Genomic DNA, 13,934 nt, shown 5'->3' with positions numbered 1-13,934 from the left:
TCAGATGCGTCTGGCTTGCTCTACAGCGTTACCGATGTAGTTCGCCGGGGTGAGCAATTTCAGCTCGGCCTTGGCGGCGGCTGGCATGTCCAGGCCGTCGATGAAAGTTTGCAGCGCTTCAGGGCTGATGCCCTTGCCGCGGGTCAACTCTTTCAGCTTCTCGTACGGGTTTTCGATGTTGTAGCGGCGCATCACGGTCTGGATCGGCTCGGCCAACACTTCCCAGCATGCGTCCAGGTCAGCAGCGATCTTCTGGGCGTTGAGCTCCAGTTTGCTGATGCCTTTGAGGCTGGCTTCGTATGCGATCACGCTGTGGGCGAAGCCGACACCGAGGTTGCGCAGTACGGTGGAGTCGGTCAGGTCGCGCTGCCAGCGGGAGATTGGCAGTTTGCTCGCCAGGTGCTGGAACAGTGCGTTGGCGATGCCCAGGTTGCCTTCGGAGTTTTCGAAGTCGATCGGGTTGACCTTGTGCGGCATGGTCGAGGAACCGATTTCGCCAGCGATGGTGCGCTGTTTGAAATAACCCAGGGAGATATAGCCCCAGATGTCACGGTCGAAGTCGATCAGGATGGTGTTGAAGCGAGCGATCGCGTCGAACAGCTCGGCGATGTAGTCGTGCGGTTCGATCTGCGTGGTGTACGGGTTGAAGCCCAGGCCCAGTTCGTCTTCGATGAAGGCGCGGGCGTTTTCTTCCCAGTCGATCTCAGGGTAGGCCGACAGGTGAGCGTTGTAATTGCCGACAGCGCCGTTGATCTTGCCCAGCAGCGGAACGGCGGCGACCTGGGCGATTTGACGCTCCAGACGGTAAACCACGTTCGCCAGCTCTTTGCCCAGGGTGGTCGGCGAAGCCGGCTGACCGTGGGTGCGCGACAGCATTGGCACGTCGGCGAAACGGATGGCCAGTTCGCGGATGGCTTCAGCAGTCTGGCGCATCAGCGGCAGCATCACGTCATCACGGCCTTCGCGCAGCATCAGGGCGTGGGACAGGTTGTTGATGTCCTCGCTGGTGCAGGCAAAGTGGATGAATTCGCTGACCTTGGCCAGTTCCGGCAGCTTGGCCGCTTGCTCTTTGAGCAGGTATTCGATGGCTTTGACGTCGTGGTTGGTGGTGCGCTCGATCTCTTTGACACGCTCGGCGTGCTCCAGAGCGAAGTTGTCCGCCAGGGTGTTCAGTACAGCGTTGGCTTCGGCGGAGAACGCCGGCACTTCGCTGATGCCTGGGTGAGCGGCCAGGCGCTGGAGCCAGCGCACTTCAACCAGGACGCGAGCACGGATCAGACCGTATTCGCTGAAAATTGGGCGCAGGGCCTGGGTTTTGCCGGCGTAGCGGCCGTCAACAGGGGAAACCGCAGTGAGCGAAGAAAGCTGCATGGGGTGTTCTCGGACAGTCGGGCAACGAAATGGGGCGCGTATCATACATGAAAAAATCCGCCGGTCCGTTGCCAACTGACCGGCGTATTACGCGTTACAGATTTGAAGCTGTGTTGCGGGCGCGGTTCAGCTGCTGCGCATCAGCGGGTAAAGCTCTTTGAGCAACTTGCGACGGCTGATCACCAACTGCCAGCGATGACCGCCCAACTGCCGCCACAGGCGCGCCGAACGAATGCCGGCCAGCAACAGGGCGCGGATTTTCGAGGCGTTGCTCGGTTGCTGCAGGTTGCGCATGTCGCCGTGGACCTGAATCCGTTGGCGCAGGGTGCTCAGCGTGTCCTGGTACAGCGCGCCGCAGGCGGCGATCACGTTTTCGTGCGCCGGGCCGAAGTGCTCGACCTGGGATTGAATCTGCGGCAGGCGCTTGCCGATCGCGTCGAGCATGTCGCCGCGCTTGGCCAGTTGGCGCTCAAGGCCCAGCATGGCCAGGGCGTAGCGCAGCGGCTCGCGCTGCAGGGTGCTCGGGTCGCGTTCCAGGGCGCCGATCAAGGCGCGATAGCCTTCACGCAGGTTGAGATCGTCGCCGCCGTACACTTCGAGGGTGTCCTTGGGGTCACGAATCAGCAGGCTGCCGAGCATGCAGGTCAGGCCGGCTTCGCTGGTCTGGCCAGTCTTGGCAATCTTGTCGACGAGGACGGCGGCGAGAAACACGCCGCCCAGCGCCGTCAGTTGCTCCTGAGTGGGGCTCATGCCTTGCTGCTCCAGGGTTCTGCAATTTCAATCACGCCACCGCCGAGGCAGATTTCACCGTCATAGAACACCACCGACTGGCCCGGGGTGACCGCGCGTTGCGGGTCATCGAAGGTTGCGCGGTAACCGGTGGCGGTCTTTTCCAGCGTGCAAGGTTGATCGCTCTGGCGATAACGGACCTTGGCGGTCAGCTTGCGCGGCTCGCTCAGATCGATCGGGTTGACCCAATAGATGTCCGAGGCGAGCAGGGCGCGGGAGAACAGGTAAGGGTGGTCATTGCCTTGGCCAACGATCAGCTCGTTGTGTTCCAGGTCCTTGATCAGCACGTACCACGGCTCGTCACCGGCGTCCTTCAAACCGCCAATGCCCAGGCCCTGACGCTGGCCGATGGTGTGATACATCAAGCCGTGGTGGCGGCCGATGACTTCACCTTCGGTGGTCTTGATCTCGCCTGGCTGGGCTGGCAGGTATTGCTTGAGGAAGTCGCTGAAGCGGCGTTCGCCGATAAAGCAGATCCCGGTGGAGTCCTTTTTCTTCGCGGTTGCCAGCTCGTGTTTCTCGGCAATCGCGCGCACTTCGGGCTTTTCCAGCTCGCCGACCGGGAACAGGGTCTTGGCGATCTGTTCGCCGCCGACAGCGTGCAGGAAGTAACTCTGGTCCTTGTTCGGGTCCAGGCCCTTGAGCAGTTCGGTGCGGCCATCGATGTCACGGCGGCGCACGTAGTGGCCGGTGGCAATCAGGTCGGCGCCGAGCATCATGGCGTAGTCGAGGAACGCCTTGAACTTGATCTCGCGGTTACACAGGATGTCCGGATTTGGCGTGCGCCCGGCCTTGTATTCGGCCAGGAAGTGCTCGAAGACGTTGTCCCAGTACTCGGCGGCGAAGTTGGCGGTGTGCAGCTTGATGCCAATCTTGTCGCACACGGCCTGGGCGTCCGCCAGGTCATCCATGGCGGTGCAGTATTCCGTTCCATCGTCTTCTTCCCAGTTCTTCATGAACAGGCCTTCCACCTCATAACCCTGCTCGATCAGCAGGAGAGCGGAAACGGAAGAGTCCACGCCGCCGGACATGCCGACAATGACGCGCTTCTTTTTTGTGTCAGAAGGGGCTGGATCACGCATAGGGATTCAATGAGTGTCTTGAAAAAGGACGCGATTCTAGCAGGCCGAAGCCCGCAAGGCTAAAGAGAAGGGCGGATCAGTTCGAGACTGAAGTGTTTACCGTCCAGATAATCATCGATACAGCGGATGATCAGCTCACTGCGCCAGTTTGCGCGCTGTGCCAGCAGTTCGTCACGCGTCAGCCACTTAGCGCCGACGATACCGTCGTCCAGTTGATAGTCCGGGTGGTGTTTGAGCGGTTTTGCGGTAAAGCAGACGCGCTGGTAGGTCACGCCGTTGCTTGGGGCGGTGTAGAGGTAAATGCCCACCACGCCAGTCGGTTCCACGTCCCAGCCGGTTTCTTCAAGGGTTTCACGCACGGCGGCGTCGATCAGGGTTTCGTCCGGGTCGAGGTGGCCGGCGGGTTGGTTGAGCACCGTTCGTCCGTGCTTGGTTTCTTCGACCATCAGGAAGCGGCCGTTGTCTTCAACGATGGTGGCGACGGTGATGTGGGGTAGCCAATCCATAGAGCTTCCTCAAATTCTGAATAGTGAAACACGGGCCCTGTGGGAGCGGGCTTGCTCGCGAAAGCGGTCGGTCAGTCAATAAAAGTGTTGAATGATAAACCGCATTCGCGAGCAAGCCCGCTCCCACATTTGTACGGTGTTCACATTGAAGTGTGGGGCAGAAACAGAAACCCCGGCACTGGGCCGGGGCTTCTTTGCATCCTTACAACCTTAAACCAGCGCTGCGATCGCGGCGTTGAAAGTGTTGCTTGGGCGCATGGCCTTGCTGATCAGCTCGGCATTGGCGTGGTAGTAACCGCCGATGTCCACTGGCTTGCCCTGAACGGCGTTGAGCTCGGCAACGATGGTCGCCTCGTTCTCGGTCAGGGTCTTGGCCAGTTGGCTGAACTGGGCTTGCAGAGCAGCGTCTTCAGTCTGGGCAGCCAGGGCTTGAGCCCAGTACAGCGCCAGGTAGAAGTGGCTGCCGCGGTTGTCGATGTTGCCGACTTTGCGCGATGGCGACTTGTTGTTGTCCAGGAACTGGCCAGTGGCCTGATCCAGGGTCTTGGCCAGCACCAGCGCTTTAGGGTTGTTGTAAGTAACACCCAGGTGCTCGAGGGAGGCGGCCAGGGCCAGGAACTCGCCCAGGGAATCCCAGCGCAGGAAGTTTTCTTCCAGCAGCTGCTGAACGTGCTTCGGTGCCGAACCGCCAGCGCCGGTTTCGAACAGGCCACCGCCATTCATCAGCGGCACGATCGACAGCATCTTGGCGCTGGTGCCCAGTTCCATGATCGGGAACAGGTCAGTCAGGTAGTCGCGCAGAACGTTGCCGGTCACCGAGATGGTGTCCTTGCCTTCGCGGGTGCGGCCCAGAGTGAAGGCCATCGCGTCGACAGGCGACATGATGCGGATGTCCAGGCCCGAAGTGTCGTGATCCTTCAGGTAAGCCTGAACTTTCTCGATCACTACGCCGTCGTGGGCGCGCATCGGGTCCAGCCAGAAAATGGCCGGGGTTGCGCTTGCGCGAGCACGGTTGACGGCCAGTTTGACCCAGTCCTGAATCGGCGCGTCTTTGGTCTGGCACATGCGGAAGATGTCGCCGGCTTCAACCGACTGTTCCAGCAGAGTGCGGCCAGCGCTGTCGGAAACCCGAACCACGCCGTTGCTCTTGATCTGGAAAGTCTTGTCGTGCGAGCCGTACTCTTCGGCTTTTTTCGCCATCAGGCCAACGTTTGGCACGCTGCCCATGGTGGTTGGATCGAAAGCGCCGTGCAGCTTGCAGTCTTCGATCACCGCCTGGTAGATGGTGGCGTAGCAGCGATCCGGGATCACGGCCTTGGTGTCGTGCAGTTGACCGTCAGTGCCCCACATCTTGCCGGAGTCACGGATCATCGCTGGCATCGAGGCGTCGACGATGACGTCGCTCGGCACGTGCAGGTTGGTGATGCCTTTGTCGGAGTTGACCATGGCCAACGACGGACGAACGGCGTAGACCGCCTGGATGTCCGCTTCGATCTGCGCTTGCTGCTCGGCAGGCAAGGCCTTGATGCGAGCGTACAGGTCGCCGATGCCGTTGTTCAGGTTGAAGCCGATCTGTGCCAGCACGTCAGCGTGCTTGGCCAGTGCGTCTTTATAGAACTCGGCAACGATCTGGCCGAACATGATCGGGTCGGAGACCTTCATCATGGTGGCTTTCAAGTGAACCGACAGCAGCACGCCTTTTTGTTTGGCGTCTTCGATCTCGGCGGCAATGAAGCTGCGCAGTGCGTTTTTGCTCATGACGGCGCAATCGAGGATCTCACCGGCTTGCACGGTGGTCTTTTCTTTCAGGACGGTGGTGGTGCCGTCTTGAGCGATCAGTTCGATTTTGACCGCGTCAGCGGCGTCGATCAGGGCGGCTTTTTCGCTGCCGTAGAAATCGCCGGTGCTCATGTGCGCGACGTGGGACTTGGAGTCTTTGGCCCAGGCGCCCATTTTGTGCGGGTGCTTGCGAGCGTAGTTCTTGACCGACAGTGGCGCACGACGATCGGAGTTGCCTTCGCGCAGAACCGGGTTTACGGCGCTGCCCTTGATCTTGTCGTAACGGGATTTGGCGAGCTTGTCGGCGTCGCTGGTCACGGTTTCCGGGTAGTCCGGCAGTGCGAAGCCCTGGGCTTGCAGCTCTTTGATCGCGGCTTGCAGCTGCGGAACCGAAGCGCTGATGTTCGGCAACTTGATGATGTTGGCTTCAGGCGTAACGGCCAGGTCGCCCAGTTCGGCGAGGTGGTCGGCTACGGCTTTATCACCCAATTGCTCGGGGAAGCTGGCCAGGATGCGCCCTGCAAGAGAGATATCGCGGGTTTCAACGGCGATATCAGCCGAGGCGGTGAACGCCTCTACGATAGGCAACAGTGAATAGGTGGCGAGGGCGGGAGCTTCGTCGGTGAAGGTATAGATGATCTTCGAGCGGGTGGGCATATTCGGATTAACTCTCTCTTCTTTGCTAAAGCGTGCGCAGAAACTCGAGGGGCGCCGGGTAAAGCGCGTTCGTTCAAAGTCATCCATGAGCCGAATGTCGAGGTTTCTTTGCGGTGATGTTGGGTGCATCGGTCGAGCGTCAAGCGGGTGGGTTGCGGTAACAACCCTGCTTTTTCAGGCCCCAAGCCTCGGCTACTTGTTCAGTTGCAGGAGAGGTCGGCCGTTGTGACTCTGTGGTCAGCGGGCGGCATTATACATAGGTAGCTGGCAATCTGCCGATGGTTCATACGTAACGATGCACGTCCATTGGTCTAAAGGTCGCAGGGACCCGTGGGGCGTAGAGTCTTGCACCGTGCTTGAGTTTGGCGCTTTTCCCTTTGCTTTCAGGCTTGTACGTCGCGAACTGCGCAGCTTTGCGGCAGATGGTTGGAACATAGGGTTTGCGTGCCGATTTAACTGGGGTACGCTCGAACGAAGCCAGATGTTCAATCCAAACAATGGAGTTCAGCATGGGATACAAGAAGATTCAGGTTCCAGCAGTCGGCGACAAAATCACCGTCAACGCGGACCATTCTCTCAATGTTCCTAACAACCCGATCATCCCCTTCATCGAAGGCGATGGTATTGGCGTTGATATCAGCCCGGTCATGATCAAGGTTGTCGATGCTGCTGTTAAGAAGGCTTACGGCGGCGAGCGCAAAATTTCCTGGATGGAAGTCTACGCCGGGGAGAAAGCGACTCAGGTTTACGATCAGGATACCTGGCTACCTCAGGAAACCCTGGACGCAGTCAAGGATTACGTGGTTTCCATCAAGGGCCCTCTGACCACCCCGGTCGGTGGCGGCATCCGTTCGCTGAACGTGGCCCTGCGTCAGCAGCTCGACCTGTATGTCTGCCTGCGTCCGGTACGCTGGTTCGAAGGCGTGCCGAGCCCGGTCAAGAAGCCAGGCGATGTCGACATGACGATCTTCCGCGAGAACTCGGAAGACATCTATGCCGGTATCGAATGGAAAGCCGGTTCGCCGGAAGCGACCAAGGTCATCAAGTTCCTGAAAGATGAAATGGGCGTCACCAAGATCCGTTTCGACGAAAACTGCGGTATCGGCATCAAGCCGGTTTCCCTGCAAGGCACCAAGCGCCTGGCGCGCAAGGCTCTGCAATATGTGGTCGACAACGACCGCGATTCGCTGACCATCGTGCACAAAGGCAACATCATGAAGTTCACCGAAGGTGCCTTCAAGGAATGGGCCTACGAAGTGGCGGCTGAAGAGTTCGGCGCGACCCTGCTCGACGGCGGTCCGTGGATGCAGTTCAAGAACCCGAAAACCGGCAAGAACGTTATCGTCAAGGACGCCATCGCCGACGCCATGCTCCAGCAGATCCTGCTGCGCCCGGCCGAGTACGATGTGATCGCGACCCTGAACCTGAACGGCGACTACCTCTCCGACGCCCTGGCGGCCGAAGTGGGCGGTATCGGTATCGCGCCGGGTGCCAACCTGTCCGACACCATTGCGATGTTCGAAGCGACCCACGGTACCGCGCCTAAATACGCCGGCAAGGACCAGGTCAACCCGGGCTCGCTGATCCTGTCCGCAGAGATGATGCTGCGCCACATGGGCTGGACCGAAGCGGCTGACCTGATCATCAAGGGCACCAACGGCGCGATTTCCGCCAAGACCGTGACCTATGACTTCCACCGTTTGATGGAAGGCGCGAAGCTGCTGTCTTCGTCCGCGTTCGGTGATGCGCTCATCTCGCACATGTAAGCGAACCGCTATAAAAAAAACCGCCTTCGGGCGGTTTTTTCATGACTGGATGATCTGTTGCGTCAGCTCGACACCGACTCCTGTTTAACGGAAGGTGTCGTTTTTTCGGTGGCAGGGATGGCAGCCGTGATTTTCACGGCGTGCAAGCCTTTGGGCCCCTGGACGATATCGAAGTTGACGATTTGTCCGGCCTTGAGGGTCTTGTAGCCGCCCATCTCAATGGCAGAGTAGTGGGCAAAGAAATCGATGTCCTTGCCGTCCTCGTCGCGTCCTTCTCTGGCGTCGGTGTTAATGAAACCGAATCCCTTGGCATTGTTGAACCACTTCACCTTACCGACTGGCATACCCATATCCCTCTGCAACAGACTCCATCACTGGAGTATCATCCAGTACATCCGCAGTCAGTCTCTATAATTAAGATTGACTCCGCGGACCTTTTTTACCCACTGTGGGCTCTATTGGTTGTAACACTGATTTCCCGATAGTCAAGGTGACCAGGCAGTCGGAGTTGAAATCGACGTTGGCCGCCCCCACCACTGTATTTGAACAACTGACGAACCTTTCTTTCCATGCATGCAATCAGCCAGATTCGACTAACATTCAATCAGGATCGCCCGGCTCTCCAAAAAGAACACCCGGGAGCTCAAGACGACGATTCCGCAGGCATTGCTGTTCAGGAGGCAAAGCCTGCACTACAGGCGCCGCCGATGTACAAGGTGGTTTTGTTCAATGATGACTACACACCGATGGATTTCGTCGTCGAAGTGCTCGAGGTGTTTTTTAACCTGAATCGGGAGCTGGCGACCAAGGTCATGCTGGCCGTCCACACAGAAGGACGGGCAGTATGTGGAGTGTTTACCCGCGACATCGCCGAGACTAAGGCCATGCAGGTCAACCAGTACGCCAGGGAAAGCCAGCATCCGCTACTCTGTGAAATCGAGAAGGACGGTTAATCGCCGACCACTTGGGTATGAGGTGAAGCTATGTTAAACCGCGAGCTCGAAGTCACCCTCAATTTAGCCTTCAAGGAGGCTCGATCGAAGCGTCATGAATTCATGACCGTCGAACACCTCCTGCTGGCCCTATTGGATAATGAGGCTGCCGCCACCGTTTTGCGTGCCTGCGGCGCAAACCTCGACAAACTCAAGCATGATCTGCAGGAGTTCATCGACTCCACCACGCCATTGATTCCTATCCATGACGAGGATCGCGAAACCCAGCCAACCCTGGGCTTCCAGCGTGTCCTGCAGCGTGCTGTTTTCCACGTACAGAGCTCGGGCAAACGCGAAGTGACTGGCGCCAACGTGCTGGTCGCAATCTTCAGTGAGCAAGAGAGTCAGGCAGTGTTCCTGCTGAAACAGCAGAGCGTTGCGCGCATTGATGTCGTCAACTACATCGCTCATGGCATTTCCAAAGTGCCTGGGCATGGCGATCACTCTGAAGGTGAGCAAGATATGCAGGACGACGAGGGCGGTGAGTCTTCTTCTTCAGGCAATCCTCTGGATGCTTATGCCAGCAACCTCAACGAACTCGCGCGCCAGGGTCGTATCGATCCGTTGGTCGGCCGTGAGCTGGAAGTCGAGCGTGTCGCGCAGATCCTGGCGCGTCGTCGCAAAAACAATCCGCTGTTGGTTGGCGAGGCAGGCGTAGGTAAGACCGCGATTGCCGAAGGCCTGGCCAAGCGTATTGTCGACAACCAGGTGCCGGACCTGCTGGCCAACAGCGTGGTGTATTCCCTCGATCTGGGAGCGCTGCTGGCCGGGACCAAATACCGCGGTGATTTCGAGAAGCGCTTCAAGGCGTTGCTCAATGAGCTGAAAAAACGTCCGCAGGCGATCCTGTTCATCGACGAAATCCACACCATTATCGGTGCGGGTGCTGCGTCCGGTGGCGTCATGGATGCCTCGAACCTGCTCAAGCCACTGCTGTCGTCGGGCGATATCCGTTGCATCGGTTCGACCACGTTCCAGGAATTCCGCGGGATCTTCGAGAAGGACCGGGCCCTGGCTCGGCGCTTCCAGAAGGTCGATGTGTCGGAGCCGTCGGTGGAAGACACCATCGGCATCCTGCGTGGCCTGAAAGGTCGTTTCGAAGCGCACCACAACATCGAATACAGCGATGAGGCGTTGCGTGCCGCTGCAGAACTGGCGTCGCGCTACATCAATGACCGGCACATGCCGGACAAAGCCATCGATGTCATCGACGAGGCGGGCGCCTATCAGCGTCTGCAGCCGATCGAGAAGCGCGTGAAACGCATCGAAGTGCCTCAGGTCGAGGACATCGTTGCGAAAATCGCACGGATTCCGCCAAAACACGTCACCAGCTCCGACAAAGAGCTGCTGCGTAACCTTGAGCGTGACCTGAAGCTGACCGTATTCGGCCAGGATGCCGCGATCGACTCGCTGTCGACTGCGATCAAACTGTCCCGCGCCGGTCTCAAGTCGCCTGACAAGCCTGTCGGTTCGTTCCTGTTCGCAGGGCCGACCGGTGTCGGTAAAACCGAAGCGGCGCGTCAGCTGGCCAAGGCCTTGGGGATCGAGCTGGTTCGCTTCGACATGTCCGAGTACATGGAGCGCCACACCGTATCGCGTCTGATCGGTGCACCTCCAGGCTATGTCGGGTTCGATCAGGGCGGTCTGCTGACCGAAGCCATCACCAAGCAGCCTCATTGCGTGCTGTTGCTCGATGAGATCGAGAAGGCGCATCCGGAAGTCTTCAACCTGCTGCTGCAGGTCATGGACCACGGTACGCTGACCGATAACAACGGGCGCAAGGCGGACTTCCGTAACGTGATCGTCATCATGACGACCAACGCCGGTGCCGAAACAGCGGCTCGCGCTTCGATCGGTTTCACCCATCAGGACCACTCGTCCGATGCGATGGAAGTGATCAAGAAGAGCTTCACGCCGGAGTTCCGTAACCGTCTGGACACCATTATCCAGTTTGGTCGTCTCAGTCATGAGGTCATCAAAAGTGTGGTGGACAAGTTCCTTACCGAGCTTCAGGCGCAGTTGGAAGACAAGCGCGTGCAGTTGGAAGTGACCGACGCTGCGCGGGGCTGGCTGGCGGCAAGTGGCTACGACACGGCGATGGGCGCTCGTCCAATGGCGCGTTTGATCCAGGACAAGATCAAGCGTCCGCTGGCTGAGGAGATTCTGTTTGGCGAGTTGGCTGACCATGGTGGTGTGGTTCATATCGATTTGAAGGATGGCGAGCTGACCTTCGATTTCGAGACCACGGCTGAGATGGCCTGACGGTTGTTGATCTGTTGTAAAGCTAGAGGCGCCTTCGGGCGCCTTTTTGCTGTTGGGGGCTTTGGGTTTGGGTGTATATCCGTTGGTGCGGTAACGGCGGCTGGCGGTTTCGCCCTGACGGCGACTCACTTTTTTTACAAACGCCTAAAAAAAGTAAGCAAAAAAACGCTTGCTCCTACGTTCGGCCCACTCGCTGGGGCTCGGGGTTCCTTCGCTCCGGGATCCATCCGGGGGGCATCGCCTCCGGTTTGCTTCGCTGCACCTCCTCTCGATGTGTTCGACTTCGTCGAACGGTCGCTGCGCTCCCACCCCGGATGAATCCCTCCCCTCAGCCTTCCGATGTCGCACGTGGATCAAGATCAAGAGCTGCAGCCGAGCTAACGCTCATCCTGTTGAGTGGTGAGAAGCACATGCACACCCATCCCCTGTAGGAGCTGTCGAGTGAAACGAGGCTGCGATCTTTTAATCTTTTGATCTTTTAATCTTTTAATCTTTTAATTTTTTGATCTGCTGTGGCTGTGGCTGTGGCTGTGGCTGTGGCTGTGGCTGTGGCTGTGGCTTTTGATCTTGATCTGCTTTTGATCTTTCGCCCCTTCGGCAGGCCGAGCGTAGGTGTTCATCAGGGGGTTAGGCGCGTAGCGCCGTGCGGCGCAGCCGCACACATCGAGAGGAGGTCGTCGCGAAGCAGACCGGAGGCGATGCCCCCTGATGGACACCGTAGCGAGGGTACGCGGAGCCTCAGCGAGGCGCCGTACGTCGGGGCGAAGACTTTTTGGTTACTTTTGAGGCGTTTGTCAAAAGTGACTCGCTGTAAGAGCGAAACCGCCAGCAGCCGTTACCGCAGCAACGGATATACACACAAACCCCAAACCCCACCAAATCGCAGACAAACAAAAACGCCCGGCATAAACCGGGCGTTTTGTATTGACTTGATTAGCGAGCGCGGTAAGTGATGCGCCCTTTGCTCAAGTCATAGGGCGTCAGCTCGACGCGCACTTTGTCACCGGTAAGAATACGAATGTAGTTCTTGCGCATCTTGCCGGAGATATGCGCGGTTACGACGTGCCCATTTTCCAACTCCACACGAAACATGGTGTTGGGCAGGGTGTCGACGACAGTGCCTTCCATTTCGAAGCTGTCTTCTTTCGACATGCAGTAAAGCCCTCGGTGTCCAATGAATGGCCCGGTGCAACTGCGCCAGGCAAAAGCGGCGTGCATTGTGCCCGAAAAATGGGGTTTAAGCCAAGGGGTTCTAGTTCAGGATGACCCAACGTTGATTAATCAGCAGTTCGATAGGGCGATATTGGGTCTTGTAGCTCATTTTTTTGCAGTTCTTGATCCAGTAGCCGAGGTAGACGGCTTCCAGGCCAAGACGTTTGGCCTCGGCAATCTGCCACAGGATCGCGTAGCGCCCCAGGCTGCGGCGTTCTTCTTCGGGTTCGTAGAAGGTGTAGACCGCCGACAAACCGTTTGGCAGTAAGTCAGTGACAGCTACCGCCACTAACCGGCCTTCGAGGCGAAACTCGTAAAAGCGTGAAAACGGCAGGTCACGCACCAGGAAGGTCGAAAATTGGTCACGGCTCGGCGGATACATATCGCCGTCGGCGTGCCGCTGTTCGATGTAGCGCTGGTAGAGGTCGAAGTACTCTTCGCTGTATTGCGGTCTGGCAGGACGCACTTGCAGGTCGACGTTGCGCTTGAAAATGCGTTTCTGCTGACGGTTGGGCGTAAATTGCGCCACGGGGATGCGCGCCGGAACGCACGCATTGCAATTCTGGCAATGAGGCCGGTAGAGATGATCGCCGCTGCGACGAAAACCCATTTCAGACAGATCTGCGTAGACATGCACATCCATGGGCTGACTAGGGTCGAGGAACAGCGTGGTGGCCTGCTCCTCGGGCAGATAACTGCAAGAGTGGGGCTGAGTGGCATAGAACTTCAAACGCGCCAACTCGGTCATGATCAACCCTCGGGGATAAGCTTTGCATTAAGTGTAAGCCACGCGCGCAAATGTCGCTCAGCAAACCCAGGTGGCACGGCTGGGTTGATCCAGATGCTGCGCAAGGTAGCCGGCAAACTCGCGGCGGGGAATGGCCCTGGCCCCCAGACTGTGCAGATGGTCGGTCGGCATCTGGCAATCGATCAGCACAAAACCTGAGTCTTTCAGATGTCGCACCAGTGTGGCAAAACCAAATTTCGAGGCATTGTCGGCGCGGCTGAACATGGACTCGCCGAAAAACAGCTGACCCATCGCCAGGCCATAGAGCCCGCCAACCAATACGCCATTGTCCCAGACCTCCACGGAATGCGCGTAGCCGCGCCTGTGCAACTCGAGGTAGGCGGTCTGCATCGCGTCGGTGATCCAGGTGCCGTCGGCGTAATCGCGTGGTGCGGCGCAGGCGGCAATGACCGAGGCGAAATCGTGATCAAAGGTCACTTGGTAGCGTTGCTGGCGCAGCAATTTGTTCAGGCTGCGCGAGACATGCAGTTCGTCGGGAAACAGCACCGTGCGTGGATCCGGCGACCACCAGAGAATCGGCTGTCCCTCCGAGAACCACGGAAAGCAGCCGTGGCGATACGCCTGAATCAGACGATCGGCAGACAGGTCGCCGCCTGCGGCCAGCAGACCGTTGGGGTCGCGCATGGCTTTTTCCAGCGGCGGAAAGGTCAGGGTATTGCGTTGTAACCAAGTCAGCATGGTATCCGGGCTTGCAGAAGGGGAGGGTGGTG

12 protein-coding genes are annotated in these 13,934 nt (G+C 58.4%); 3 read left to right on the top strand and 9 right to left on the bottom strand.

The features are described from left to right. The 5 genes from purB to HNR03_RS24905 form a co-directional block, all read right to left on the bottom strand. The gene (gene purB / locus HNR03_RS24925) at positions 1-1,371 is read right to left on the bottom strand and encodes an adenylosuccinate lyase (protein WP_222587614.1); all 1,371 of its coding nucleotides are present in this window, start codon (positions 1,369-1,371) and stop codon (positions 1-3) included. Positions 1,372-1,497: 126 nt separating this feature from the next. Further along, complete coding sequence (hflD, locus tag HNR03_RS24920) at positions 1,498-2,121, bottom strand: high frequency lysogenization protein HflD (RefSeq protein WP_090185634.1); 624 nt, start codon at positions 2,119-2,121, stop codon at positions 1,498-1,500. Beyond that, entirely contained in the window at positions 2,118-3,242 is a 1,125-nt protein-coding gene (gene mnmA / locus HNR03_RS24915; RefSeq protein WP_259156440.1) for a tRNA 2-thiouridine(34) synthase MnmA, read from the bottom strand. The genes hflD and mnmA overlap by 4 nt, the downstream gene beginning before the upstream one ends. 59 nt (positions 3,243-3,301) lie before the next feature. Further along, positions 3,302-3,748: an NUDIX hydrolase gene (locus tag HNR03_RS24910; RefSeq protein ID WP_259156439.1), complete on the bottom strand. Its 447-nt coding sequence runs from the start codon at positions 3,746-3,748 to the stop codon at positions 3,302-3,304. A gap of 210 nt (positions 3,749-3,958) precedes the next feature. Continuing rightward, positions 3,959-6,184 (bottom strand): NADP-dependent isocitrate dehydrogenase, encoded by a 2,226-nt coding sequence (locus HNR03_RS24905; protein WP_259156438.1) that lies wholly within the window; start codon positions 6,182-6,184, stop codon positions 3,959-3,961. Positions 6,185-6,693: 509 nt separating this feature from the next. Here HNR03_RS24905 and icd point away from each other — a divergent pair. Beyond that, positions 6,694-7,950: an NADP-dependent isocitrate dehydrogenase gene (icd, locus tag HNR03_RS24900; RefSeq protein ID WP_010458895.1), complete on the top strand. Its 1,257-nt coding sequence runs from the start codon at positions 6,694-6,696 to the stop codon at positions 7,948-7,950. A 62-nt stretch (positions 7,951-8,012) separates the two neighbouring features. On the opposite strand, the gene HNR03_RS24895 is transcribed toward icd, so the two are convergent. Beyond that, positions 8,013-8,294 carry a cold shock domain-containing protein gene (locus HNR03_RS24895; RefSeq protein WP_259156437.1) on the bottom strand — a complete coding sequence of 94 codons (282 nt, stop codon included), beginning with the start codon at positions 8,292-8,294 and terminating at the stop codon, positions 8,013-8,015. A gap of 225 nt (positions 8,295-8,519) precedes the next feature. Between HNR03_RS24895 and clpS the strand changes: the two genes are divergently transcribed. Then, positions 8,520-8,903, top strand: coding sequence for an ATP-dependent Clp protease adapter ClpS (gene clpS, locus HNR03_RS24890; RefSeq protein ID WP_090185621.1), 384 nt, complete (start codon positions 8,520-8,522; stop codon positions 8,901-8,903). Positions 8,904-8,933: 30 nt separating this feature from the next. After that, positions 8,934-11,204: an ATP-dependent Clp protease ATP-binding subunit ClpA gene (gene clpA / locus HNR03_RS24885; RefSeq protein ID WP_090185618.1), complete on the top strand. Its 2,271-nt coding sequence runs from the start codon at positions 8,934-8,936 to the stop codon at positions 11,202-11,204. 933 nt (positions 11,205-12,137) lie between these two features. Here the strand turns inward: clpA and infA are convergent. The 3 genes from infA to aat all read right to left on the bottom strand — a co-directional run bounded on the left by infA (position 12,138) and on the right by aat (position 13,902). After that, positions 12,138-12,356, bottom strand: coding sequence for a translation initiation factor IF-1 (infA, locus tag HNR03_RS24880; protein WP_002553999.1), 219 nt, complete (start codon positions 12,354-12,356; stop codon positions 12,138-12,140). Between the two features lie 100 nt (positions 12,357-12,456). Then, positions 12,457-13,164, bottom strand: coding sequence for an arginyltransferase (locus tag HNR03_RS24875; RefSeq protein WP_222587609.1), 708 nt, complete (start codon positions 13,162-13,164; stop codon positions 12,457-12,459). A gap of 57 nt (positions 13,165-13,221) precedes the next feature. Next, entirely contained in the window at positions 13,222-13,902 is a 681-nt protein-coding gene (aat, locus tag HNR03_RS24870) for a leucyl/phenylalanyl-tRNA--protein transferase (RefSeq protein WP_259156433.1), read from the bottom strand. Between the last annotated feature and the right edge of the window lie 32 nt (positions 13,903-13,934).

The organism is Pseudomonas sp. JAI111, assembly GCF_024809425.1.
GTDB lineage: Bacteria > Pseudomonadota > Gammaproteobacteria > Pseudomonadales > Pseudomonadaceae > Aquipseudomonas.
This window is presented reverse-complemented; position numbering and strand designations above follow the sequence as displayed.

What these genes read in the sequence shown, in the direction of transcription:
- purB (WP_222587614.1), bottom strand. Translation starts at nt 1,371, where the DNA reads ATGCAGCTTTCTTCGCTCACTGCGGTTTCCCCTGTTGACGGCCGCTAC.
- hflD (WP_090185634.1), bottom strand. Translation starts at nt 2,121, where the DNA reads ATGAGCCCCACTCAGGAGCAACTGACGGCGCTGGGCGGCGTGTTTCTC.
- mnmA (WP_259156440.1), bottom strand. Translation starts at nt 3,242, where the DNA reads ATGCGTGATCCAGCCCCTTCTGACACAAAAAAGAAGCGCGTCATTGTC.
- HNR03_RS24910 (WP_259156439.1), bottom strand. Translation starts at nt 3,748, where the DNA reads ATGGATTGGCTACCCCACATCACCGTCGCCACCATCGTTGAAGACAAC.
- HNR03_RS24905 (WP_259156438.1), bottom strand. Translation starts at nt 6,184, where the DNA reads ATGCCCACCCGCTCGAAGATCATCTATACCTTCACCGACGAAGCTCCC.
- icd (WP_010458895.1), top strand. Translation starts at nt 6,694, where the DNA reads ATGGGATACAAGAAGATTCAGGTTCCAGCAGTCGGCGACAAAATCACC.
- HNR03_RS24895 (WP_259156437.1), bottom strand. Translation starts at nt 8,294, where the DNA reads ATGCCAGTCGGTAAGGTGAAGTGGTTCAACAATGCCAAGGGATTCGGT.
- clpS (WP_090185621.1), top strand. Translation starts at nt 8,520, where the DNA reads ATGCATGCAATCAGCCAGATTCGACTAACATTCAATCAGGATCGCCCG.
- clpA (WP_090185618.1), top strand. Translation starts at nt 8,934, where the DNA reads ATGTTAAACCGCGAGCTCGAAGTCACCCTCAATTTAGCCTTCAAGGAG.
- infA (WP_002553999.1), bottom strand. Translation starts at nt 12,356, where the DNA reads ATGTCGAAAGAAGACAGCTTCGAAATGGAAGGCACTGTCGTCGACACC.
- HNR03_RS24875 (WP_222587609.1), bottom strand. Translation starts at nt 13,164, where the DNA reads ATGACCGAGTTGGCGCGTTTGAAGTTCTATGCCACTCAGCCCCACTCT.
- aat (WP_259156433.1), bottom strand. Translation starts at nt 13,902, where the DNA reads ATGCTGACTTGGTTACAACGCAATACCCTGACCTTTCCGCCGCTGGAA.